The organism is Mesorhizobium sp. USDA 3734, from assembly GCF_056279665.1.
Map to the genome: position 1 here is coordinate 1,846,684 of NZ_JBWCCW010000001.1, position 23,003 is coordinate 1,869,686.

Below are 23,003 nucleotides of genomic sequence, written 5' to 3' on the forward strand. Positions count from 1 at the left end.
GTCGCTCGTCGGTTTCCGGTGAGAGTGGCCGGCAAAGACCGGTCAGCCAGCCGCCGCGATGCCGGCATGGTGGCTGCCCAATTGCCAGAAGGGCAGGGGAAACCGGCCGTGCTGGACTTCGAGCAGGCGAAAGCCCGCCCCGCCGATCAGGCTCAGCGGATCGCGGTTGAGCTGGCAGCCGCCGGCGATCGATCCCCACAGCCGGTTCAGGCGCTCCTGCCACCTCCGGCAACGCGGCCCTTCGGCCTGGCCATGCTCGATGAAGATCAGCCGGCCCGTCGGCTTCAGGATGCGCCGGATTTCGCTCAGCGCGGCTTGAGGGTCGGGAATGGTGCAGAAGGCATAGGTGACGACCACCGTGTTGGCGAAGCTATCGGCCAAGGGCAGGCTTTCACCGCTGGCCCGGATGCATTCGACAGGGAAGGGCGAGGCGCGGCTCTTCGGTGCGGCGAGGCCGAGCATGGTGCCGTCGGGATCGACGCCGACCAGCCGCTCCACCCTGGCGGCGTCATAATAGGGAAGGTTGAGGCCCGAGCCGAAGCCGACCTCTACGACGACACCTTCGGCCCTCGGGATGACGCGCCCGCGCATCCGCGAAAAGGCACCGGCCGAACAGCCGGCATGGACGAAATAGGGGGCGACGCAGCGCGCATACCAGGAGAGGCAGGTCTGGCACATGGCTCAGCCTCCATGCCCGGCGTCAGGGGCGCCGAGGGCAAGCGGTTCTGCTGTGCGATGGCTTGATGTATTGACCGGTGACATTTCTCGCTCCAAGGGAGTTGATCGGGCCGGATCGGCTCGAAACCGGGGGGATGGATAGACGGCCGGCGTCCCCTCAACGTCCTCTCGAAACCCTTGCCTAGCCGCGTGCGGATCGATGGATCTGATACAACTCAGACTTCTGGGTTTTCCGGAGTTCCGGCTGAACGGGCGGCCGATAGCGCTCGCCCTGCGCAAGGCGGCGGCGCTCGTCATCTACCTCGCCGAGGCCGGCGGACCGGTGGCGCGCGAGGTCGCCGCCACGCTGCTGTGGCCCGAAGCCGACGCGGAAGCCGCCCGTGCCCGCCTGCGCCGCACGCTGTACAAGATCCGCATCGCGTTCGGCGAGGAGGTCATATCGGCCAGTGCGGCATCCCTGGTGGTGCGCGCGCCGCTGTCCGTCGAGGCCGATGCAAGCGCCTTCGAGCAGGCCTGCGACGCCGGTCTTCTCGACGATGCCGCCGGCCTCTACACCAGCGACTATCTCGCCGGCTTCTCTGTGCCGGATTGTCCCGAATTCGAGGAATGGGTGTTCTTCCGCCGCGAGGCCTTGCGCAGCCGGCTCGTGCAGGCGCTGGAGCGGCTGGTCGAAGCCAAGATCGCCGGAGGCGAACCGCGCGACGCTGTAGTCCACGCGACGCGCCTCGCCGCCCTCGACCCGCTGAGCGAAAGCGCGCACCGCCATCTGATCCGCGCCCATCTGGCGGCCGGCGACAGGGCGGCGGCCGAGCGCCAGGGCGAAACCTCCGCGCGGCTCCTGCGCGACGAACTCGGCGTGGCGCCGGACCCCGCCACGCTCGCTCTGTTGCGCGCGAGCGATGCCGAGGTGCCGAGGACCCGCTATGTCGAGGTGGACGGCATCCATATCGCCTACCAGACCGTCGGCAGCGGCCCGGCCGATATCGTGCTGGTGCCCGGCTTCATCTCGCATGTCGAGCGCATCTGGGAAGACAGGAGCTGCCGCGCCTGGCTCAATGCCGTGTCGCGGCTCGGCCGCCTGATCTTGTTCGACCGGCGCGGCATGGGCCTGTCCGACCGCGTCGGCGCCCGCCCGACCGTCGAGGCCACCGCGCGCGACATAGTGGCGGTGATGGATGCGGCCGGCAGCCGCAAAGCCTTGCTCGTCGGCGCCTCGGAGGGCGGCCCGGGCTGCATCCGCTTTGCCGTCGACCACCCCGACCGCCTGACCGGCCTGGTTCTCTGGGGCTCGCTCGCCAAGGGCAGCCACGCGCCCGACTACCCCTTCGCGCTCACATCGGCACAATACGATCTGTGGCAGCAACGCCTGCTCGCCGGCTGGGGCGGCCCGGCCGAAATCGAAACCTTCGCGCCGAGCGTCGCCGCCGACCGCCAGGCACGCGCCTGGTGGGCCGGCCTGCTCAGGGCCGCCTCCAGCCCCGGCGCCGTCGCCGGCCTGCTGCAGGCACTGCGCGACGCCGACGTGCGGCCGCTGCTGTCAAAGGTCTCGGCCAAGACGCTGGTCCTGCACCGCACCGGCGACCGCGCCGTGCGCGTCGAGGCCGGGCGCTATCTGGCGGGAAGGATTGCGGGCGCGCGGTTTGTGGAGGTCGAGGGGGAGGATCATTGGTTCTGGGTGGGGGAGCAGGGGGTGCTGCTCGAGGCGATTGGGGGGATGGTGAGGGGTGGGTGAGGCGTGGGCGTGCTGGTGGTCACCTTCGTGGCGGTTGGCATCATTGGCATGCAACACAAGGAAAAAGCCACAGGGCAAAAAATGCACTGTCATCGTAATACTGGTTGAGGCTAGCTTCATCCGGCGAAGGCAGAGCCTGACTCGTCGAGCTTCAACTTCCGCACGCCCCGAGGCTTCGAGAGACGGAAAACGTAAGCAATTGTCGTCAGGTTGGATTTAACAGAGGAATGCGGCATTCTCTTATAGGTTGGGACCTGGGGGATTCGCAGATTGTTGCTAGGAAAAATTGCACGGCAGCGACGGAAGAACGATAAATCGCATTTAGGCTGGCTAAATCCCTATACGGGAATAATTAGTGCTTTTTCTGCCGTGGTTGTCTCTTTTGTAAGCATTTATAATATCTATCTCACGACTCGCCAATCCGAAATCGCGGAACGTACACTCAAATTGTCAAATCGCAATACGGAAATGGCAAATCTTCTGATGTCACTTCGTAAGACTTGCCAATCGATCACGAAGCTACGTTCCGATTTTTTTGGTAGCACTAGCTTTTACTACAAGGCCGACTTTAACATGCGGGAACCGCAAAAGCCGGTTAACGGAGAGAAATTTAAGATTACGTTTGTGGAGGTTTCCAAATATCCAAACCCGAGCGCGCAACAAGTTTTGAAAGACGGAAAGGAATTTCTGGACCTTTCGCAGGATACGCTGAGCCGTTTTCAAGTAGTTGAACTTTACCTTACGGATAAGGAGGCAGCCGAAGAGAGGGATGCAAACCTCCGATATGCATTCGAAGAGCTGGTTGATGTTGCTGATATGGTGACCAATCAGGAAGTCAGCACTCACGACTTGATCGGTAATATGATAGTCGCATCATCAATGTGCCGGCTTTTGCCGGAAAAGCTTTCACCTTGGTTTCGAAACTCAGAAGCCAATAGGCTCGGATACATTTTTACCGAAAGCGACGTCAGATTCGAATGGATCAAAGAACCGGAAGATTTTGGATTGACTCGTCAATCCTGGGGCCTAAGCCTTGAAGACCGAACAGAGAATGAAGGCACGTTGCGTCAACGATTCCTAAATCCTGCGTATGAGTTCTGAATGAAAACGGCGATAGCCCTGTCGTCAGCGTGATGGATTTCGCTCACACTTTTTGCAATGAAGCAATTGCCGTAACACCATAGGTCTTCTCTTCGGTTAGCGCTGAGTTGGTCCGAATTATGTGTGACTTGCCGAGCATTCGACGCAGGTGCTGACGAGACAGCTAATTCGCACGGAGTCTGAGCCTGGAACGTCACTGTGTAAATTGGATGGAATGACTTTACAGAAATCCACCGTCCTCAAAATATTATCGTCTTTCGATTTCGATTGAAGGAACAACATCATCAATCCTATCCCGACAATATCCGCCGCTCAGTTCGCGACCGCCTTCGATCTCAGGCCAAATCTGGTGGCATGGTTCCTCGGTGCCGGCGCATCGGCAGCCTCCGGCATTCCGACCGGCTATGCTATGATCCGAGATTTCAAGACGCAGATATTCTGCCGCGAGACCAATCTATCTAAGCGGGAGATTGACACGGCGGATCCAATCTGGATCGAGAGGATCGATGCCTTCTTCCGGCAAACATCGCTGCTGCCGCCTGACGGCGATCCGACGGAATATGCCAAGGCATTCGAAGCAATGTATCCGCAGCCCCGGCATCGCCGACAATATATCGACGACGCGATCTCCAAGGGCACGCCCTGCTTCGGGCACAAAGTGCTTGGGAGCTTGATAGCGGCCGGCAAGGTGGACTGCGTCTTCACGACGAATTTCGATCCGCTGATCGAAGAGTCGACGCATTCGGCAAATGCTATCCTCCCGGTAGACGACCAGAACCGGCCGACCGTGGCGGCGATCGATTCCGCCGACCGTGCAATGCGGTGCCTCAATGAGTCGGACTGGCCATTGGTCGCGAAGCTCCACGGCGATTATCAGTCGATCGCGATCAAGAATACGGGATCGGAACTGGAAGAGCAGGACGCCCGGATGCGGCATGTGCTGGTCGAAGCCGGCAAGCGGTTCGGAATGGTCTTCGTCGGCTATAGCGGACGCGACGCCTCGATAATCGAGGCCCTGACCACGGTTCTCGACGCGCCGTCGCCATTTCCCAATGGGCTGTATTGGCTCACGTCGTCAGCCTCTCGCCTATTACCCGCGGTCACGGAATTCCTGAGTCGGGCCAAGACGGCAGGCGTGGACGTAGCTGTTGTCGAGTGCGCGACCTTCGATGAACTTGTTGCCAACATCATCAAGACAACCGATCTGCCCCGACCGCTCTTCGATCGGTTGATGGAGGGGCGCCCGACACCACGCCTGGTGTCGGTGCAACTGCCGACCGCCGAAGCTAGAGCGTTTCCCGTCCTGCGCTATTCCGCGCTTCTGGTCGAACGGATGCCGCGTACGGCGCGGCGCATGAGATTGGCGAAATCCACGACTTCTCCCGCTGTCCGGGAGTTGCTGAAGGAGAAGGGTGTTCGGGCGACGGTCGCAGCGCAGGGCCGGGAACTGGCTGTCTTCGGCAGGGATCGGGATATCCTCGATGCGCTTGCACCACTGGGCGCGACGCTCGATGGCGAGGTCGAACTGGATCCGTTCGCCGACAGCTGGGCGATGGGCCTCCTTTACGACGCGCTGGTCAGGGGGCTTGCAGGAGGCCTGCCACTCATTCCGCGCTACAAGCGTGCTGGACATTCACTCGTTATTGCCCCACCCCGTGAAGGCGACGATCCGGAACGAGCCCGATGGCGCACACAAGTGCTGTCCAACCTTCGGAGTGCCTACAAGAGTGATCTGACCGGCACTGTTCCAGGTCTCGGATTTCCATTCCAGGAAGGCGTGTTCCTGAAGTTGGACATGGTCGACGGGCGCTGGTGGTGCGGCTTCGAAGCCTACACCTTCGTTCATATCCCACGGCCCGAGGGGCCCCAGGGCGGGGATTCGGAGCTTGAGGGATCCCCCAATGTGGATCCGATGGATGCGCGTCCTGACCGCGGCGGCGATCTGGCAGGCGACTGGCGCCGGGAACGCTGGGCGCAGCGCTACAACAGGAACTGGGCGAACATCATCGCCGCCTGGGCCCAGCTTCTCACTAACGCCAGGGGCGGGACGAAGCGGGCGTTCGGGCTGGAGGACGGCGCCGGGATCGATGCCGTGTTCCAGATGTCCCCGGTCACCGGCTGGAGCCGGCCAGGCCATCACCACGTCTATTTCGACAGGACCACGTAATGAACGCTCCTGCCTCGTTGACAAAACTTCCGCCGTTTACGCTGCTGGACGAGCCCGGCCTGTCCTTCTCGTCTTCGGATGCTACCCAGGTTGACGTTCATCCGCTCCGGGGGCTTGCGAATTTTGGGCCTTATTCGAAGGGGTCGTTCGGTAGCTTCACCTCCCGAATAAGGGTCGCGACCGTGGGTCCGGAGAGCGCCTTTAAGCGGCGCGGCGAGTTGATGCTGTTGCTGCGCAACGTGCATCGCCCGACTGACAGGTCCGAATATGTCCCGCAATATCCGGGCTTCGAACGGCTCTTCCATGTCGCACTAGAGTCAGCTCCACGCGACGCCCATATCAAATGGCCAGAGCATCTGCACGAGCTGCCCGGCGAGGGCAATCCACAAACCCGGCTCTACCTCGCGATGGAGGCGGCACTCCGGCGGCTCGACATGGTCCGCAACGCGTTCGATGTCGTTTTGGTCCACTTCCCCGATAGTTGGAACTCGGCCACCCGCAGCAAACTCTTCGACGCGCATGATGCACTCAAGGCGCTGGGCGCCAGATTCAATATCCCGACCCAGGTGCTGAACGATCGGGCCTTCACCTTCACCCACAAAGCGTCGCTCGCATGGCGGCTGGCGACCGCCCTCTACGTAAAGGCCGCTGGCACGCCGTGGAAGCTGGCACCTCTGAATGGCGTGCCGGCCGATACTGCCTATATCGGGCTGGCCTATGCGCTGCGCGGCGACCAGCGGGATGCGCATTATGTGACTTGCTGTTCGCAGGTGTTCGACATGGACGGAGGCGGCATGCAGTTCGTGGCATTCGAAGCCCAGGACCCCGTCGCTGACGTTGCCGAGGCGCGCAGAAATCCGTTCCTGAGCCGCGACGACATGCGCGCCGTTCTTGCACGCAGCCTAGAGCTCTACCAGGGACGCAATGGCGGTAACTTGCCTAAGCGAATGGTCATCCACAAGACCACTGCCTTTAAGGACGGGGAGATTGAAGGGGCCTTCGATGCGCTAGCTGGCGTCCCAGAAATCGAGTGCGTCGAGGTCAGTTCGGCGTCGTGCTGGCGCGGCGTCTGGTTGATCGAGTCGGGCGTGCCAAGGCCCCCTACCAAGCCGTCAGGCTATCCGGTGCCGCGGGGAACGATGGTGGTACGGTCCGGTAATTCTGCGCTGGTCTGGGTCGCGGGCAATGCGCCCGAGGTCTCGACCAAGGGTGACTATTATCAAGGCAAGAAGAGCATTCCACGACCATTGCAGTTGATCCGACATGCCGGCAGGGGCCCGCTCGAACTGATTGCCCACGAAGCGCTGGCGTTGACCAAGATGGATTGGAACAACGACGCGCTCTACGATCCGGTGCCGGTTAGCATCCGTTACTCACAGAAACTAGCGCGCACGATCGCGAATGTTCCGGACCTGCCGCGAAACGCCTATCCCTATCGCCTATTCATGTGAGTTTCTTTCGCCCCCACTGCCGCCAAATTCGCCTGATAAGATCGGCCCGTTGCCGTCGTGCGAGGACATTCCGCTGGCGGCCCCGCTGTGGCCAGTCAGCTCACCCCCTACCGCTCCTCCACAATCCTCAAATAAGCCGCCGTCACAAACAGCACGATCAACCCAAACAGGATCCGCCTTGCCCCCTCCGGCATCTGCAGGATCGTCAGCAGCGTCGTCAGCACCGTCAGGATCAGGGCGCCGATGATGGTGCCGGTGTAGCCGCCGCGGCCGCCGAAGATGGAGGTGCCGCCGATGACGGCGGCGGCCACCGAGGGCAGCACCAGCGGTTCGGCGAGCGACAGCGAAGGGGCCTTGATCAGGCCGATATAGAGCAGGCCGGTGATGCCGGCGAGCACGCTTGAGATGACGTAGAGCGCGGTGATGACCTGCCAGTATTGCACGCCGGACAGGCGCGTCGCGCGTTCATTGTCGCCGACGGCGTAGAGCAGGCGGCCGAAGCCGGTGCGGGCGAGCGTGAAGACGATCAGCGCCGCCAGCGGCACGAACAGCAGCAGCGCGTTGGGGATGCCCCAGGTCAGGCCGGTGCCGAGCCAGGCGAGGAAGTCGGGGATTTTCGCACCCGAGGCAATCACCGTGCGCTGGTAGACCTGCAGGCAGCCGGTGCCGATCAGGCTGGTGCCCAGCGTCATGATCAGCGGGTGGACGCGAAAGACGCCGACGCCGATGCCGTTGACGAGGCCGATCAGCACCGCCGGCATCATCGCCAGCAGGAAGGCCACCGCCGGGTCCTGGTTGACGACCTGCGTCGCCATGATGAAGGCGCTCATCGTCGCCACCGTGCCGACCGAGAGGTCGATGCCGCCGGTCAGCATGGTCATGGTCTGGCAGCCGGCGAGGATCGCCAAGGGAATGGCGAATTTGATGGTGTTGGCGATCCAGCGCTCGTTGACGATGCCGGGTCGCAGGATCTGCAGGATCACCACCAGGATGACGAGCAGGATGATCAGCGGGATCAGCGGCCGGTCGGCCATGAAGCGTTTGACGCGGCGGCCGAAGGGGACGGGTTGGGGGATGGTTGCGGCATTGCTCATTGTTGCCGGCTCCGCATGGTGATGAAGGCGCCGAACATCACCACGGCGACCATGATGGCGCCTTCGATGATGGCGGTGACGTTGGGGTCGATGGCGAGCAGCGTCAGGTCGGTGCGCACCAGCCGCAGCACGAAGACGGCGACGATGGGACCGAGCAGGCCGCCCTTGCCGCCGCCGAGCGCCACGCCGCCGAGCACCACCGCCGCGACGCTGGCCAGCAGATAGGGGCCGGGAATGGGCGCGCCGATGCCGGTGCTCATGGTCAGCGCCAGCCCGCCCATGGCGGCGAACAGGCCCGACAGCGCATAGGCGATGATGCGGGTGCGCTTGACCGGCACGCCTGAGCGGAACGCCGCCAGCTCGCTCGAGCCGATGGCGTAGATGGAGAGGCCGAGGCGCGAGCGCCTGAGCGGTATCCAGATGATGCAGAGGCAGACGATCAGCACCAGCAGCGCCTTGGGCAGCCAGGCGTCAATGCTGTCGGGCAGGCCCGGTATCGGCACGGTGCCCGAGATCAGACCCTTCAGCCATTCGGCGGCCGCACCGCCCGGTGCGTCGAGCACCAGCAGGGCCGCACCCTGCAGCACGAACAAAGTGGCCAGCGTGACGACGATGTCGGGCACGCGGGTGACGACGATCAGCATGCCGTTGACGGCGCCGAGCACGAAACCCATGGCGAGCACGAAGGGCACCACGAACAGCGCGTATTCTTCCGAGGCGCCGGCCATCATCGAAGCGGCGGTGACGCTGGTCAGCGCCATCATGGCGGCGACCGACAGGTCGATGCCGCCGGCGATGACCACCACTGTCTGCGCGGCGACGGCGAAAGCGTACGGCAAAACGGCGCGTGCGAGCGAGCCGAAATCGCCGCTGCCATAGGCCGGCTGGATCAGTTTCGTGATGATGAACAGGGCAACGAAGAGGGCGAACAGGCCTGATACCCAGCCCTGGCGGCGCAGGAAGTGGCTCATGGCGTCGCCCCCGGCTCCGAAGCATGCGCCGTGGGATCGGCCAGAATGCCGATATCGGCCTTGACGCCGCGCGGCAGGCCGTAGGCGGCGCGCATCAGCGCCGGTTCGTCGGCCTCCTCCACGGGGAAGATATCGACGACGCGGCCGCCGAAGATGACGATGACGCGGTCGCAGACACGCTGCACCTCTTCGAGTTCCGAGGTGTAGAACAGCACCGACTTGCCGTTGCCGGCGAGCTCGCGCACCAATTTATAGATCTCCTGCTTGGTGCCGACATCGATGCCGCGCGTCGGGTCGAAGCACAGGATGGTGCGGGCGTCCGCCGCGATCCAGCGGGCGATCGTCACCTTCTGCTGGTTGCCGCCGGACAGGCGCTGCACCTCGCCTTGGGCGCGGGTGTCGATCTGCAGCCGCTCGATGGCGCTGACCACCTTGGCGCGCTCCCGGCGCATGTTGATCGGCCCCCAGTTGCGCAGCGCTGCACTGAAGGGCAGGGCGATGTTCTCGCGCACCGAGCGCTGCATGGCGAGCGCCTCGGCGCGGTCGCCCGGCACATAGGCGATGCCGGCGCGGATGGCGTCGATCGGGTGCGAGAATTTCACGGGGCTGCCGTCGACCTCGATGGTGCCACTGGTCGGCCGGATCGAGCCGGCAAGGGCTGAAAACAGTTCGTCCTGGCCCTGGCCTTCGAGCGCCACGACGCCGGCGACCTCGCCATCGGCGAGATCGAAGGAGACGTCGTTGAGCTTGGTGCCGACGCGCAGGTTTCGTATGGCAAGCCTGGGCCGGGCAGCGATGGGCTCTGCCTTCTGGGCGGCGCTGCGCGCGGCGACATGGGTCTTGACGATGCGGGTGCCGAGCATCAGCTCGACGATCTTTTCCTCGACGCCGGGCACGATGTCGACGACGCCAACGGTCTCGCCATCGCGCAGCACGGTGGCGCGGTCGCACAGCGCCGAGATCTCGACGAAGCGGTGCGAGATGAAGATCACGGCGCGGCCGCTGTCACCCTGGCGGCGCACCACCTCCAGCACCTTTTCGGCGAGATTGGCGGGCAGCGCGGCGGTCATCTCGTCGAGCAGCAGCACGTCGGGCTCGACGGCCAGGGCGCGCGCCAGGTCGAGCACGCGCAGCACCGCCAGCGGAATGTCGCGCGCGGTGTCGCGGATATCGAGGTCGGGAATGCCGAGTTCGCGTACCCAGGCGCGGAACGGCTCGACCGGCGTGCCGGTCAGCCGCAGATTGGACAGCACGTCGAGGTCGGGGATCAGCGACGGCTCCTGGTAGACGGGCAACAGGCCGGCGCGGCGCGCGGCGGCGGGCGAGCGTATGTCGCGCGCCTCGCCACGGATCAGGATGCGCCCGGCATTGGCAGAAATAGCCCCGGTCAGGATCTTCACCAGCGTCGACTTGCCGGCGCCATTGGCGCCCATCAAGGCGTGAACCTCGCCCGGCAGGACGGACAGCGACGCGTTGCGCAGGGCCGCAACCGCGCCGTAATTCTTGGCGACGCCAGTGGCGTCGAGGAGGGGGTTGGTTGTCAAATTGGGTGGTTCTCGGTTCAGATGGCAGCTATCGCGTGTGGAGAGGCCCCCTCATCCGGCCGCTTCGCGTCCACCTTCTCCCCGTGGGGGAGAAGAGGCTGGCGCTCGTGCCGGCTCCCTCCTCTCCCCTCGGGGAGAGGTCGGATTGCCCCGAATTGCCCTCCGCAATTCGGTTGGCAATCCGGTGAGGGGGCCTTCGCCCATATGTGACTTCCCGCCGTTGTAAGGCAGGGATATCGGAGATTTACTCGCCCGGGCCCTTGCAGGCCACGATCTGTTCCTTGGTATATGTCGTCCAGTCCGGGATCGAGATCGAGACCGGCCATTCGGGGCTCAGCGACGGGTCGGCGGCGGCCTTCAGCTTGGCCTTGCCTTCCTCGGTGGCGTTTTCCCACAGCTGCGGCTCGACCAGCACGGTCTGCTGGGCCGGCTTCTTGCCGTCGAGGATCTGCAGGGCGAGCGTCACGCCCGCGCCGCCGATCGAGCCGGGGTTGGTGACTGCGGCGCCGACGAGGCCCTTGACCGAGCTGAGCTGGCCGACGAAGCCGGCATTGTCGGCGCCGACAACCGGCACCAGCGGGGCCTGCGATTCGACCAGCGCGTCGACGATGACGTTGTCGATGCCCGAGGTCCACACGCCGTTGATCGGCGTGCCGGTGGCGAGGAAGGACAGCATCTGCTGCTTGGCCTGGTCCTGCTGCCAGCCGGTGAAGACTTCCTGCGCGACCTTCACGTCGGGGAATTCGGCGAGCGCCTTCTTGAAGCCCTTGTCACGATCGCTGTCGGCGGACGCGCCGGCGGCACCACGCATGTAGAAGACGTCGCCCTTGCCGCCCATCTGCTGGAACAGCCACTTGGCGCCGAGATAGGCATACTGTTCCTGGTTGTTGGAGATGATGTAGGCCGACGGCTCGGTGACCGCCTGGTCGACGGCAACGACGACGATGCCGGCCTTGGTGGCTTCCTCGAGGCCAGCCTTGATGCCGGCCGGATCGGCCGGGTTGACGACGATGGCGTCGACCTTGGCGCTGATCAGGTTGCGGATGTCTTCCAGCTGGCCGGCGGCATCCGTGTTGCGGTGGGCGATGTTGAGCTTGGCGACTTCGCCGGAAGCCAGCGCCTGTGCCTTCATGGCGCAGACCATCTCTTCGCGCCAGCCATTGCCCTGCACGGTGTTGGAGATGCCGATCGTGTATTTGCCCGCGGCGGACGAGACGCCCACCGAGGCCAGCAAGGCTACGCCGCCAAGCAGCGGGACCATGGTCAGGATTTTCTTCATTTCAGACTTCCTCCACATTGTTTTTCAGTTTCAGTTCCAAGTCGTTGAGGCATGCCGTTCAGAAAGAGATTCATGCGGCCCGCTTCAACTCGTTGTTCTCCTTCGCATGTCGTTGCCGACATGCTTTTCCTTCACTTGACGAAGGGACGCAGCACGTCGCGGGCGAGCAGGAAACCCCGCTTGACCTGATCGTCGCTGCCTTCAAATCGCCTGTCCTCGTGTTCGATGATGACCGATCCGTCATAGCCGGCACGGTAGAGGCCGGAGAAGAAGCCGCTCCAGTCGACATCGCCCAGCCCCGGCATGCGCGGCACCTGCCAGCCTATGCCGGAAGACAGGATTCCGCGCTCGTACAAACCATCATGATCAATCATCAGGTCCTTGGCGTGGACATGCAGCATGTAGGGGCCGAATTCCCGGATGAAGCGGGCCTGGTCGATCATCTGCCAGACCAGGTGCGACGGGTCGAAATTCATGCCGACATCGCCGCCCCAGGCTTCGAGGATGCGGCGCCAGACCTGCGGCGAATAGGCGATGTTGTGCCCGCCCGGCCACTCATCATAGCTGAAGATCATCGGGCAGTTCTCGAAGGCCAGCTTGACGCCGTGGCTGCGCGCATAAGCGACGATTTCGGGCCAGACCTTGAGCGCCTCCTGCCAGTTGACGTCGACGGTCTTCGAGGCGTCGCCGCCGCAGAAGGTGTTGACGACAGGCACGCCCATATTGGCGGCCAGCACGATCACCTTCTTCAGATGGGCGATCACGTCGTCGCGGTGAGCGGCGTCGGGGTGCAGCGGGTTGGGGTAGTAGCCGAGGCCGGAGACGGACAGGTTCTTCTCCGCCAGCGAGGCGACGATCTCCTTCGCCTGCGCGGAGGAAGTCAAAGCGGCGTCGATATGGCTGGTGCCGGCATAGCGGCGGCTGGCGCCCGATGATTTCGGCCAGCAGGCGATTTCCAGCGCCTCGAAGCCGGCCGTGCTTGCCCAGCCGGCGACCTCGCCAAGCGGCGTCTCCGCGAACGGTGCGGTGAGCACTCCAAGTTTCATACTGCCTCCCTAGAGCGCTTCATCGTTTCACGCTGAACCGCTCTATCCCTTTGTTTTTGCGCAATTCCGGACGGAAAACCGTTTCACACTTTTCCTGGAATTGCTTTTGTCGTGTCTTCACGGCCAATGCCTATAATGCCGATTGTTTGGATCGCTTCAACCTCGCGACCTCATCTTGTTCAAGACTGTGCCTGACGGCCGCCATCGGATCGTCCGACAGCAGGTCGCGCAGCGCCGATGTGACGGCCGCGCGAAACGCAGGGTTCGCGGCAAGGCCGGGGTCGAAAATCGTGTCGATTGCGAGGATGCCGGCCACCAGTGCCTTCGCATCGCGGCCGATTGCGTCGGCAATCGCGGCGACCTTGCCGGCATAGGGGTCCGACACCGGCCAGCGTTTGCCGAATTTTTCCGAGGCCTGGATCAGATAGGCCATCCAGCCAGCGACAGGGATCGACAGCAGCGCGATGCTTTCGCCCTGCCTCAAGCGGTCACGGATCGGATTGAGCAGGCGCTGGACGATCTTCTGCGAGCCGTCGGTGGCGATCTGGTGGTTGCGGTGGCGGATGGCGGTGTTGCGCAAGCGGCCGAGGCTTTGCTCGACATAGGCCAGCGGCTCGATGCCTGGCACCGGCGTCAATGTCGGCAGCGTTTCCCCGACAAGCATGCGGTGCACGAAGGCCGCCAGCAGCGGGTCGGCGATGGCATCCGATGTGTGTTCGAGGCCGGCCAGCACGCCGAGCGTGGCGAGCGTCGTCTGGGCGCCGTTCAGCACCCGCATCTTGAGATGCTCGAAGGGCGTGACGTCGTCGACGAAACTCGCGCCGACGAGATCCCAGCGCGGCACGCGGCCGGCAAATTTCCGTTCGATCACCCATTGCCGGAACGGCTCGCCGACGGCAACGGCTGCATCGCGGTAGCCGAACCACTGTTCGACGCTGTCGAGATCATCCTGCGTCACCGCCGGCGCGATGCGATCGACCATGGCCGAGGGGAAGGCGGCGTTGGCTTCGATCCACTCGGCCAGCCCATTCTCGCGCTGCTCGGCAAAAGCCCGCACGACATTGGCCAGGATGACGCCGTTGGCCGGGATGTTGTCGCAGGACAGCAGCGTCAGCGGCCGGCCATGCTTGGCCCGGCGCAGTTCCAGCGCCTTCGCGAGGATGCCAGGCACGCTGCACGGCATCTGCGGGTTGGCGAGGTCATGGACGATGTCGGGATGGCCAAGGTCGAGTTCGCCGCTCGACGGGATGTGGCAATAGCCTTTCTCGGTCACCGTCATCGTCACCAGCTCGATATCAGGTGACGACAGCACGTCGAGCGCCGGTGCGGCGCTTGCCTGGCTGTCGACCACCTCTAGGATGCTGCCGATGACGCGCGCCTCGACATGGCTGTTCTCGCGGATGAGCCTTGTGTAGAGCCCGCTCTGCCGGCCGAGCGTCTCAGTGAGGCTGGGCGGGCGGATGTTGATGCCGACCACGCCCCAGCGATCGAACTGAAGCGTGAGCAGATCGTCCGTGTATTCGGCCTGGTGGCAGCGATGGAAGGCACCAACGCCGAGATGCGCCATCCCCGCGGCGAGCGCCGCGCGGTCATAGGCCGGTGTCTGGACGGCTGCGGGAAGCCTTTCCAGCAGTGCGGGACCGAGCGTTTCGATGGCGCTCACCGGTTCGCCCCGATCACCCATTGTTCCTGGTCGATAAGCGTGCCGGTCATCGGGCCGGCGGCATCGGAAAGCAGGAAGACGGCGAGGTTCGCGATGTCGCTCGTCGAGAACAGGCGGCCGAAGGGCTGCGATGCGTTGGCGGCGTCGAACCAGCCGGGGCCGTTGCCCAGCGTGTCGGCCTGCATGACGCGTTCGGCCGGCGTGTCGGTCCAGCCGACATTGATGCCGTTGACGCGGATGCGGTCGAAGCGGTGGGCGTTGGCGGCATTCTTGGTCAGCGTCGCCAGCGCGCCCTTGCTGGCGGAATAGACGGCGAGTTCCGGCGCGCCGCAATGCGCGTTGATCGACAGGATGTTGACGATGGCGCCACCCTGGCCGCGCTTCTTCATGTCGGCGATGGCCGCCTGCATCAGGAAGAACGGGGCGCGCGCGTTGACGGCAAACAGCGACGCCCAGTCATCGAGATCGGCCTCGAGGAAGGAGGCGCGGTCGGTCAGGCCGGCGGCGTTGACCAGCGCATCGATGCGGCCGAAGCGCTCGATGCAGGCCTGCGCCAAAAGGGCAGGGGTTGCCGGGTCGGCGAGGTCGGCGGCGACGAACATTGTCGGCGTTCCCAGCCGCGAAAGCTCCGCCGCCACCGCGTCGCCGCGCGTCTGCTCGCGCCCGGTGACCAGCAGGCCGCCAGCGCCGGAACGTGCAAGCGTCTCGGCGATCGCGCGGCCGATGCCTTGCGTCGCGCCGGTGACCAGCGCCACCTTGCCGTTGAGTTGAAGCTCCATTCCTCCTCCCGGAACAAAGTTTCTATTTTTTGAAATATGGAACGGGAATTCCCGATAGTCAATTGTGCCAGCGCCACCTCATTTGCCGCGGCGCGCGGCGACACCATGGACCAGCGCCATGCCGACGGCGAGCGAGGCAGCCAGCGAGCGGAAGCCGGCGAAATCCGACTCCACCACTTCCAGCCAGCTGTCCGACAAAGGGATGAGCGGGCTGAAGGTGCTGTCGGTGATCGTGACGATGCGGGCCTTGCGCTCATGCGCTACGGCGACGAGGTCGGGCGTGATCGAATTGTAGGGGCTGAAGGAGACCGCCAGCACCGCATCTCGGCCGCCGATGCAGCCGACCTGGTCGATTGCGGTGGAGCCGACATTGTCGACCAGCACGTTGCGCACGCCTTGCTGCGAGAGCGTCAGCGAGAGATAGGTGGTGACGGGAAAGGCGCGCTTGGAGCCGATGACATAGATCAGGTCGGCTGCCGCCAGCAGCGCCACCATTTTCTCGAAACTTCCGACGTCGAAGCCGCTCTCGATGCGGCCGAGCGAGGCCTGCGAGGCGCCGACCATGCCGTGCAGGAAATGCAGATTGGGTTCGGTCTCGGTCCGCGGCTCGCCGCGTCCTTCCGGCCACGATCCCTTGACGTGCTCCTTGAACAGGCCCTGGAAATCGGAAAAGCCGGAGTAACCGAAGATCTGGGCAAAGCGCACCAGCGTCGAGGGCTGCACGCCGGCCTGTGCCGCCACCTGGGCGATGGTGCCGAGCGCCACGTCGCTCGGATGCTGCCACAGGAAGATCGCGACCTGGCGCAGCCGCTTGGGAAAATGCACGGTGCCCGACGACAGCACCGCGCGCAGCTCCTCATAGGTCTGCGGCTGGATATAACCCAACGCCGCGAGCGAGCGCCCGCGCTTGCGCGTCGCAGCCTCGTCGGCAATCGATCGTCCGGATGTTTTGCCCGCCCCACTCATGATTTCAGGCTAGCGCGGCACGATCGTTTTACAATATGGAAATTGGAAATTGTGTTCGAAAGTGCTAGCGGCCTCATGGGGTTGCACCTGCCGGGAGGAGTTTGAATGGTCTATGCAACATCGGGCGGATCGACGCGCCAACGTCTGCGGGTCGGTATGGTCGGCGGCGGCCGCAATGCCTTCATCGGTGCCGTGCATCGCCTCGCCATGCGCCTTGACGACCAGATCGCGCTGGTCGCCGGCGCGCTGTCCTCCGATCCGGAGAACGCCGCTGCCTCGGCCGCCGAGATCGGCATCGCGCCGGAGCGCAGCTATGCCGACTATCGCGTCATGGCGCAGGCGGAAGCAGCGCGGCCGGATGGCATCGAGGCCGTGGTTATCGTCACGCCTAATCATCTGCACGCCCCGATCGCCACGGCCTTCCTCGAGGCCGGCATCGACGTGATCTGCGACAAGCCGCTGTCGACAACACTGGCCGACGCCGAAGCGCTGGTGGCGCTGGCACGAGCGAAAAAGCGCCGCTTCGTCGTCACGCTCAACAACACCGGCTATGCCATGGTGCGCCAGGCGCGCGAGATGGTGGCGGCGGGCGAGCTCGGGCGGATCGTGTCCGTGCATGGTTCGTATATCCAGGACTGGCTGACCAAGCCGATCGATGCCGAAGGCCAGAAGCAGGCGGAGTGGCGCACCGATCCGGCGCGGGCAGGGCAGTCGGCGGTGCTGGCCGACATCGGCGTGCATGCCTTCAACCTGGCGAGTTTTATCTCCGGCTGCGAGGCCGAGGCGGTGTCGGCCGATCTGTTCACCGCCGTGCCGGGACGCCGGCTCGACGACAATGCGCATGTGCTGATGCGCTGGACCGGCGGGGCGCGCGGCACGATCCTGGCCAGCCAGACCTCGCCCGGCCACTACAATGATCTGTCCGTGCGTATCTATGGCGACAGAGCCGGGCTCGAATGGTCGGGCGCGCGGCCGGAAGAACTGCGCTTCTCCCGCTACGGCGAGGAGACCCGCACGCTGGTGCGCGGCGGCTATGGCTCGACCGAAGAAAGCCGGCGTGTGTCACGCATGCCCGCCGCGCACCCCGAAGGCTATATCGAGGCCTTCGCCAATTTCTACCGCGACGCCGCCGACATCATCCGCGCCCACCGTTCCGGCGGCACCGTCGACCCGGCCCGTGCGGCGCAGGTGCCCGATGTCGTCGACGGCGCGCGCGGCGTGAAGTTCGTTGCGGCGGCGGTGGATTCGAACGTGGCCGGTGGCGCGTGGACGGCTGCAAGGTTCGGGTAAGGGCGATGCAAGGTCGGTTCGCCAACGCGTTCACGCGGAGCGCCATCGCATCCAATCTTGTGTGGGTGCCGGATATGTCGGCTGTTGGAAAAGCACCGATCACCGCTGAAGCCTATGTCCAGGCTTACCTGGTGGATCCCGACGTATGGTCCTGGACGACGACTTTGCTTCACGATCCAAGGGACATCGTCTTGAAACGGGTTCTCGCCATTGTTGCGAAAGCCCAATTGCCCGACCACGAGAAGGCGCTTGGTCAATTGGGCGCTGGTCCGCTCGAAGACATGATGTCGGATGAATTGCTCGATGATCTGCAATCCTGGCTGCCGTTCAAGCCTGCCATGCGTTACGCGCTCAGCCAAGTGCGGATGGCTGTCGAACCTGCTTCGTTGCAACCGCGTCTGAAGACGATGTTTTTGCGATAGGGCGCCTCAGGCTCACTGCCGAAGGCATTGCAACTCCTTGCCAGGAAGGCGTCGTTGTCGTTGCCCAATCGGGCCAGCGCGTCAGCAAGACTGTCCTGTCCTGCCCGAATATCGCATCTCCGCATCCCTCTTCCGGTTAAAAAAGTATCATCCTTTGTCTTGAATCGTGGTGGCGCCTGTTGTCATGAGCCGATACCGTGGCTCCTGAAATGCAGAGCCGAAACCAATTCGGCCGGTTTAGGGAATGTGGGCCGAATGCGGCAACGATCCGTGCCGGCCCGGGAGGAAACGGACATGGAACCGGACCTGGAAGTTGTCCAGATACGACGCGGTGAGTCCTTCAAGGCGTGGTCGCATGGCTACCCCTTCCACACGGTGCGCTGGCATTTCCATCCCGAATATGAACTGCATCAGGTGATCTTCACCAACGGCCGCTATTTTGTCGGCGACTTCATCGGCGAGTTCGAGCCGGGCAATCTGGTGCTGACCGGGCCGAACCTGCCGCACAATTGGGTCAGCGACATCCCCAGGGAAAGCTCGATCCCGCTGCGCGGCCGCATCATCCAGTTTTCCGAAAGCTTCATCGGAGATGCCATGCATGTGCTGCCGGAGCTGGCGGGGCTGGGGCATCTGCTCGAGGCGTCGCGTCGCGGCGTGCTGTTTTCCAACCGCACCAGCAAGGCGCTGGCGCCGCTGATGGAAGAGATGATGCAGGCGCAGGGCGTGCGCCGCATCGAGTTGTTCATGATGATCGCCGGGTTGCTCAGCCGCGCCCAGGAATTCCAGCTCTTGGCCAGCGCCAGCTACCGGCCCGATCCCTCGGGCTACATGACCGCCGGCATGAACAAGGCGCTCGCCTATATCAGGGAGAACCTGACGCAGCTGTTCGACGAGGCGGATCTTGCGGCCATTGCCGGCCAGTCGACCGGCGCCTTCTCGCGCTCGTTTCGCCGCCACACCGGCATGTCTCTGGTGCAGTATGTCAAGCGGTTGCGCATCAACCTCGCCTGCCAGATCCTGATGAGCGACGAGCAGGCCTCGATCACCGACATCTGCTACGAGGTCGGCTTCAACAATCTGTCCAATTTCAACAGGCAGTTCTTGGCGGAGAAGGGCATGCCGCCCTCGCGATTCAGGCGCCTGCTGGCCGACAACATCAATGCGGGCAAAGCCGCTTAACGGAGGAGCCAGGGAGGAACCAAGGGAGGAACAATACTTTTTCGCCTGAAGACGTGGCCCGCATGGTGCGGTCCGCGATGGAGAGCGCTTGTCTTGAAAATCCTCCGTCAGCGGAGGATGGCGGCGCGGCTCGAAAGGCCGGCGCCGGGTCCTGGTTCCCAATTGCAGTTGGGGCGAGGGCGGACGCGTGTCTCCACACCAAAGCAGTCAACGACCTTCTTACAACCATATCCAGAAACGGAGAAGACCGAATGACCAAACTTTCATTGAAATCCGCTGGGAAGTCCGCTGGCATGGCAGCAATTGCGCTGTCGCTGCTGGCCGGCACCGCCGCGATCGCCCGGGCCGCCGAAGTCACCGACGCCACCGTCGCCTTCCTGATGCCCGACCAGGCCTCGACCCGCTACGAGCAGCACGACTATCCCGGCTTCGCCGCCGAGATGAAGAAGCTGTGCCCGGGCTGCAAGGTGCTCTACCAGAACGCCGATGCCGATGCTTCACGCCAGCAGCAGCAGTTCAACTCGGTGATCTCGCAGGGCGCCAAGGCGATCGTGCTCGACCCCGTCGACTCGACCGCCGCCGCCTCGCTGGTCAAGCTGGCGCAGAGCCAGGGCATCAAGGTCATCGCCTATGACCGGCCGATCCCGACAGCACCGGCCGACTTCTATGTCTCGTTCAACAATGAAGGCATCGGCAAGGCCATCGCCGACTCGCTGGTCGAGCACCTGAAGGCGCTGAAGGTCGATCCGGCCACCGGCGGCGTGCTGCAGATCAACGGCTCGCCGACCGACGCGGCGGCCGGCCTGATCAAGAAGGGCATCCATGCAGGCCTCGACAACAGCGGCTACCAGATCCTGGCCGAATACGACACACCGGAATGGGCGCCGCCGAAGGCGCAGCAATGGGCCGGCGGCCAGATCACCCGCTTCGGGCCGAAAATCCTCGGTGTCGTTGCCGCCAATGACGGCACCGGTGGCGGCGCCATCGCCGCCTTCAAGGCGGCCGGCGTCGATCCCGTGCCGCCGGTGACCGGCAATGACGCGACGATCGCGGCACTTCAGCTGATCATCGCCGGCGACCAGTACAACACCATCTCCAAGCCGAGCGAGATCGTGGCGGCCGCCGCCGCCAACATTGCGATCAAGCTGCTTTCGGGCGAGACGCCGAAGGCCGAGATGACGCTGTACGACACGCCCTCGCAGCTGTTCACGCCAGCGGTGGTGACGCAGGAAAACCTGAAGGCCGAGATCATCGACAAGAAGATCAACACCGCGGCCGAACTCTGCGTCGATCGTTACGCGGAAGGCTGCAAGAAGCTGGGCATCGGGAACTGACCGCGCCCCTTGCCCGCTCCGCTGTCTGGCCGCCAGACCATGATCCCGAAAAGTGGGACCCGGTTTTCGGGTAAGATCATGGTCCAACAAGAAGCCGGAACCACCCCGAATGTACCGGGGTGGTTCTGGCGGCGGCCAGGCAGCGCTCATCCGATATTTTTGAACCGGTTCTTTTGAAAGGTCTCTGGCATGATCGATACCCCGGACGGACCGGTTCCGACAGGCGAGCTGGTGCTCAGCCTGCGCGGCGTTTCCAAGAATTTCGGCGCCGTCTCGGCGCTCACCGACATCGATCTCGATGTCCATGCCGGCGAGGTGGTGGCGCTGGTCGGCGACAATGGCGCCGGCAAGTCGACGCTGGTCAAGATCCTGGCCGGCGTGCATCAGCCGAGCTCGGGCAGCATCAGCTTTCGCGGCACGCCTGTGACGCTTGCCGACCCGAGTGCGGCGCTGACGCTCGGCATCGCCACCGTGTTCCAGGATCTGGCGCTGTGCGAGAACCTCGACATCGTCGCCAACATCTTCCTCGGCCGCGAGCTCAACCCGCTGCGGCTGGACGAGGTGGCGATGGAAGTGCGTGCCTGGACGCTGCTCAACGAGCTTTCGGCGCGCATCCCCAGTGTCCGCGAAGTGGTCGCGTCGCTGTCGGGTGGCCAGCGCCAGACGGTGGCGATCGCCCGCTCGCTGCTGCTCGAACCCAAGCTCATCCTGCTCGACGAGCCGACGGCCGCACTTGGCGTGGCGCAGACAGCGGAGGTGCTCAACCTGATCGAGCGGGTGCGCGACCGCGGCCTCGGCGTCGTCATCATCAGCCACAATATGGAAGACGTGCGCGCAGTTGCCGACCGCATCGTCGTGCTGCGGCTTGGCCGCAACAACGGCATCTTCTCGCCCGACGCCTCGAACCAGGAACTGGTCAGCGCCATCACCGGCGCCTCGAACAATTCGGTGTCGCGGCGTGCCGAGCGCAGACAGGCCAGGCAAGACCAAACCGCCCTGCATGATCAAAAAGGGGAGCCACACCCATGAGCCGCGAAGCCGAACAGGCCGCCCCCGTGCCGCCGCAGCTCGACCGCGCCGATGTGCGCGTCAAGCACGAGGCCGGGATCGGCGGCGCCATCCGCAGGTTCTTCGACCGGGTTCGCTCCGGCGATCTCGGCTCGCTGCCGGTGATTGTCGGGCTGGTCATCATCTGGACGGTGTTCGCCAGCATCAACCCGATCTTCCTGTCGAGCAGCAATCTGGTCAACCTGCTGTTCGATTGCTCCACCGTCGGCGTCATCGCGCTCGGCATCGTCTGCGTCTTGATGGTCGGCGAGATCGACCTGTCGGTCGGTTCGATCAGCGGCTTTGCCTCGGCAATGGTCGGCACGCTGTGGGTCAACCAGGGCTGGCCGGTGGCGCTCGCCATCCTCGCCGCCGTCGCCGTCGGCGGCTTCATCGGCGCGCTCTATGCGCTGCTGTTCAACCGGCTCGGCATGCCGAGCTTCGTCTCGACGCTGGCCGGCCTGCTGGCGGTGCTCGGCCTGCAACTCTACATCCTCGGCTCGACCGGCTCGATCAACCTGCCTTACGGCTCGAACCTGGTGAATTTCGGCCAGTTGCTGATGATGCCGAAATTTGTCTCCTTCGCTCTGGCGGCCGTGCCCGGCATCGTCATGCTGGTCACCGGCCTGCGCACCGTCGCGCGCCGCCGCGCCGCCAATCTGTCCGCGCCCTCGACCGGCGGGCTCATTACGCGGGCGATCATCATCACGGTCATCCTCGAACTCATCGTCTTCTATCTCAACCAGGCGCGCGGCATTCCGTGGATGTTCGGCCTGTTCGTCGGCCTGGTCATATCAATGCATTACGCGCTGACACGGACCAAATGGGGCCGCTCGATGTCGGCGGTCGGCGGCAACCGCGAGGCGGCGCGACGCGCCGGCATCAATGTGCGGCTGATCTATTCCAGCGCCTTCGTGCTGTGCTCGATGCTGGCCGCTTTCGGCGGCGTGCTGTCGGCCGCCCGCCTTGCCTCGGCCAGCCAGCAGGCCGGCACCGGCGACGTCAACCTCAACGCCATCGCGGCAGCCGTCATCGGCGGCACCAGCCTGTTCGGCGGTCGCGGCAGCGCCTATTCGGCACTGCTCGGCATCATCGTCATCCAGTCGATCGCCAGCGGCCTGACGCTGCTCGATCTGTCCTCGTCGCTTCGGTACATGATCACCGGCGCCGTGCTTGCCATCGCAGTCATCGTCGACTCGCTGGCACGCCGCTCGCGTGTCTCGCATGGCCGGGCCTGAACCTATCAACAGGAAGCAAGAC

19 protein-coding genes are annotated in these 23,003 nt (G+C 64.2%); 10 read left to right on the forward strand and 9 right to left on the reverse strand.

The window, feature by feature from the left end; translation table 11 throughout:
- Window positions 1-42: 42 nt before the first annotated feature.
- Complete coding sequence (locus tag ACZ89F_RS08775) at window positions 43-678, reverse strand: class I SAM-dependent methyltransferase (RefSeq protein WP_476091326.1); 636 nt, start codon at window positions 676-678, stop codon at window positions 43-45.
- Window positions 679-877: 199 nt separating this feature from the next.
- Here ACZ89F_RS08775 and ACZ89F_RS08780 point away from each other — a divergent pair, with 199 nt between their 5' ends.
- The 4 genes from ACZ89F_RS08780 to ACZ89F_RS08795 all read left to right on the forward strand — a co-directional run bounded on the left by ACZ89F_RS08780 (window position 878) and on the right by ACZ89F_RS08795 (window position 7,129).
- The gene (locus ACZ89F_RS08780) at window positions 878-2,410 is read left to right on the forward strand and encodes a bifunctional AfsR/SARP family transcriptional regulator/alpha/beta hydrolase (RefSeq protein WP_476091327.1); all 1,533 of its coding nucleotides are present in this window, start codon (window positions 878-880) and stop codon (window positions 2,408-2,410) included.
- A gap of 270 nt (window positions 2,411-2,680) precedes the next feature.
- Complete coding sequence (locus ACZ89F_RS08785) at window positions 2,681-3,511, forward strand: hypothetical protein (protein ID WP_476091328.1); 831 nt, start codon at window positions 2,681-2,683, stop codon at window positions 3,509-3,511.
- Window positions 3,512-3,860: 349 nt separating this feature from the next.
- Window positions 3,861-5,678, forward strand: a complete 1,818-nt coding sequence (locus tag ACZ89F_RS08790; protein ID WP_476091329.1) for an SIR2 family protein — start codon at window positions 3,861-3,863, stop codon at window positions 5,676-5,678.
- Window positions 5,678-7,129 (forward strand): argonaute/piwi family protein, encoded by a 1,452-nt coding sequence (locus tag ACZ89F_RS08795; protein WP_476091330.1) that lies wholly within the window; start codon window positions 5,678-5,680, stop codon window positions 7,127-7,129. Before ACZ89F_RS08790 ends, ACZ89F_RS08795 begins: the two co-directional genes overlap by 1 nt.
- A gap of 107 nt (window positions 7,130-7,236) precedes the next feature.
- On the opposite strand, the gene ACZ89F_RS08800 is transcribed toward ACZ89F_RS08795, so the two are convergent.
- The 8 genes from ACZ89F_RS08800 to ACZ89F_RS08835 form a co-directional block, all read right to left on the reverse strand.
- Window positions 7,237-8,223: an ABC transporter permease gene (locus tag ACZ89F_RS08800; protein WP_476091331.1), complete on the reverse strand. Its 987-nt coding sequence runs from the start codon at window positions 8,221-8,223 to the stop codon at window positions 7,237-7,239.
- Complete coding sequence (locus tag ACZ89F_RS08805) at window positions 8,220-9,194, reverse strand: ABC transporter permease (protein WP_476091332.1); 975 nt, start codon at window positions 9,192-9,194, stop codon at window positions 8,220-8,222. The genes ACZ89F_RS08800 and ACZ89F_RS08805 overlap by 4 nt, the downstream gene beginning before the upstream one ends.
- Window positions 9,191-10,738 carry a sugar ABC transporter ATP-binding protein gene (locus tag ACZ89F_RS08810; RefSeq protein WP_476091333.1) on the reverse strand — a complete coding sequence of 516 codons (1,548 nt, stop codon included), beginning with the start codon at window positions 10,736-10,738 and terminating at the stop codon, window positions 9,191-9,193. The genes ACZ89F_RS08805 and ACZ89F_RS08810 overlap by 4 nt, the downstream gene beginning before the upstream one ends.
- Window positions 10,739-10,982: 244 nt before the next feature.
- Complete coding sequence (locus tag ACZ89F_RS08815) at window positions 10,983-12,017, reverse strand: ABC transporter substrate-binding protein (RefSeq protein ID WP_476091334.1); 1,035 nt, start codon at window positions 12,015-12,017, stop codon at window positions 10,983-10,985.
- 131 nt (window positions 12,018-12,148) lie between these two features.
- Window positions 12,149-13,063, reverse strand: coding sequence for a sugar phosphate isomerase/epimerase family protein (locus tag ACZ89F_RS08820; protein ID WP_476091335.1), 915 nt, complete (start codon window positions 13,061-13,063; stop codon window positions 12,149-12,151).
- A gap of 130 nt (window positions 13,064-13,193) precedes the next feature.
- Window positions 13,194-14,726: a mannitol dehydrogenase family protein gene (locus ACZ89F_RS08825; RefSeq protein WP_476091336.1), complete on the reverse strand. Its 1,533-nt coding sequence runs from the start codon at window positions 14,724-14,726 to the stop codon at window positions 13,194-13,196.
- A complete protein-coding gene (locus tag ACZ89F_RS08830; protein WP_476091337.1) occupies window positions 14,723-15,505 on the reverse strand; it encodes an SDR family oxidoreductase in 783 nt (260 codons plus the stop codon). The genes ACZ89F_RS08825 and ACZ89F_RS08830 overlap by 4 nt, the downstream gene beginning before the upstream one ends.
- 78 nt (window positions 15,506-15,583) lie before the next feature.
- A complete protein-coding gene (locus ACZ89F_RS08835; protein WP_476091338.1) occupies window positions 15,584-16,471 on the reverse strand; it encodes a MurR/RpiR family transcriptional regulator in 888 nt (295 codons plus the stop codon).
- Between the two features lie 105 nt (window positions 16,472-16,576).
- Here ACZ89F_RS08835 and ACZ89F_RS08840 point away from each other — a divergent pair, with 105 nt between their 5' ends.
- The 6 genes from ACZ89F_RS08840 to ACZ89F_RS08865 all read left to right on the forward strand — a co-directional run bounded on the left by ACZ89F_RS08840 (window position 16,577) and on the right by ACZ89F_RS08865 (window position 22,981).
- On the forward strand, window positions 16,577-17,761 hold the full coding sequence (locus tag ACZ89F_RS08840; RefSeq protein ID WP_476091339.1) for a Gfo/Idh/MocA family protein: 1,185 nt from the start codon (window positions 16,577-16,579) through the stop codon (window positions 17,759-17,761).
- 5 nt (window positions 17,762-17,766) lie between these two features.
- Entirely contained in the window at window positions 17,767-18,183 is a 417-nt protein-coding gene (locus ACZ89F_RS08845) for a hypothetical protein (protein ID WP_476091340.1), read from the forward strand.
- 294 nt (window positions 18,184-18,477) lie between these two features.
- Entirely contained in the window at window positions 18,478-19,362 is an 885-nt protein-coding gene (locus tag ACZ89F_RS08850; RefSeq protein WP_476091341.1) for a helix-turn-helix domain-containing protein, read from the forward strand.
- A 251-nt stretch (window positions 19,363-19,613) separates the two neighbouring features.
- Window positions 19,614-20,696, forward strand: coding sequence for an ABC transporter substrate-binding protein (locus tag ACZ89F_RS08855; RefSeq protein WP_109660777.1), 1,083 nt, complete (start codon window positions 19,614-19,616; stop codon window positions 20,694-20,696).
- A gap of 189 nt (window positions 20,697-20,885) precedes the next feature.
- Entirely contained in the window at window positions 20,886-21,725 is an 840-nt protein-coding gene (locus ACZ89F_RS08860) for an ATP-binding cassette domain-containing protein (protein ID WP_476091342.1), read from the forward strand.
- Complete coding sequence (locus ACZ89F_RS08865) at window positions 21,722-22,981, forward strand: sugar ABC transporter permease (protein ID WP_476091343.1); 1,260 nt, start codon at window positions 21,722-21,724, stop codon at window positions 22,979-22,981. Before ACZ89F_RS08860 ends, ACZ89F_RS08865 begins: the two co-directional genes overlap by 4 nt.
- Window positions 22,982-23,003 lie beyond the last annotated feature (22 nt).

What these genes read in the sequence shown, in the direction of transcription:
- ACZ89F_RS08775 (WP_476091326.1), bottom strand. Translation starts at nt 678, where the DNA reads ATGTGCCAGACCTGCCTCTCCTGGTATGCGCGCTGCGTCGCCCCCTAT.
- ACZ89F_RS08780 (WP_476091327.1), top strand. Translation starts at nt 878, where the DNA reads ATGGATCTGATACAACTCAGACTTCTGGGTTTTCCGGAGTTCCGGCTG.
- ACZ89F_RS08795 (WP_476091330.1), top strand. Translation starts at nt 5,678, where the DNA reads ATGAACGCTCCTGCCTCGTTGACAAAACTTCCGCCGTTTACGCTGCTG.
- ACZ89F_RS08800 (WP_476091331.1), bottom strand. Translation starts at nt 8,223, where the DNA reads ATGAGCAATGCCGCAACCATCCCCCAACCCGTCCCCTTCGGCCGCCGC.
- ACZ89F_RS08805 (WP_476091332.1), bottom strand. Translation starts at nt 9,194, where the DNA reads ATGAGCCACTTCCTGCGCCGCCAGGGCTGGGTATCAGGCCTGTTCGCC.
- ACZ89F_RS08815 (WP_476091334.1), bottom strand. Translation starts at nt 12,017, where the DNA reads ATGAAGAAAATCCTGACCATGGTCCCGCTGCTTGGCGGCGTAGCCTTG.
- ACZ89F_RS08820 (WP_476091335.1), bottom strand. Translation starts at nt 13,063, where the DNA reads ATGAAACTTGGAGTGCTCACCGCACCGTTCGCGGAGACGCCGCTTGGC.
- ACZ89F_RS08830 (WP_476091337.1), bottom strand. Translation starts at nt 15,505, where the DNA reads ATGGAGCTTCAACTCAACGGCAAGGTGGCGCTGGTCACCGGCGCGACG.
- ACZ89F_RS08835 (WP_476091338.1), bottom strand. Translation starts at nt 16,471, where the DNA reads ATGAGTGGGGCGGGCAAAACATCCGGACGATCGATTGCCGACGAGGCT.
- ACZ89F_RS08840 (WP_476091339.1), top strand. Translation starts at nt 16,577, where the DNA reads ATGGTCTATGCAACATCGGGCGGATCGACGCGCCAACGTCTGCGGGTC.
- ACZ89F_RS08845 (WP_476091340.1), top strand. Translation starts at nt 17,767, where the DNA reads ATGCAAGGTCGGTTCGCCAACGCGTTCACGCGGAGCGCCATCGCATCC.
- ACZ89F_RS08850 (WP_476091341.1), top strand. Translation starts at nt 18,478, where the DNA reads ATGGAACCGGACCTGGAAGTTGTCCAGATACGACGCGGTGAGTCCTTC.
- ACZ89F_RS08855 (WP_109660777.1), top strand. Translation starts at nt 19,614, where the DNA reads ATGACCAAACTTTCATTGAAATCCGCTGGGAAGTCCGCTGGCATGGCA.
- ACZ89F_RS08860 (WP_476091342.1), top strand. Translation starts at nt 20,886, where the DNA reads ATGATCGATACCCCGGACGGACCGGTTCCGACAGGCGAGCTGGTGCTC.
- ACZ89F_RS08865 (WP_476091343.1), top strand. Translation starts at nt 21,722, where the DNA reads ATGAGCCGCGAAGCCGAACAGGCCGCCCCCGTGCCGCCGCAGCTCGAC.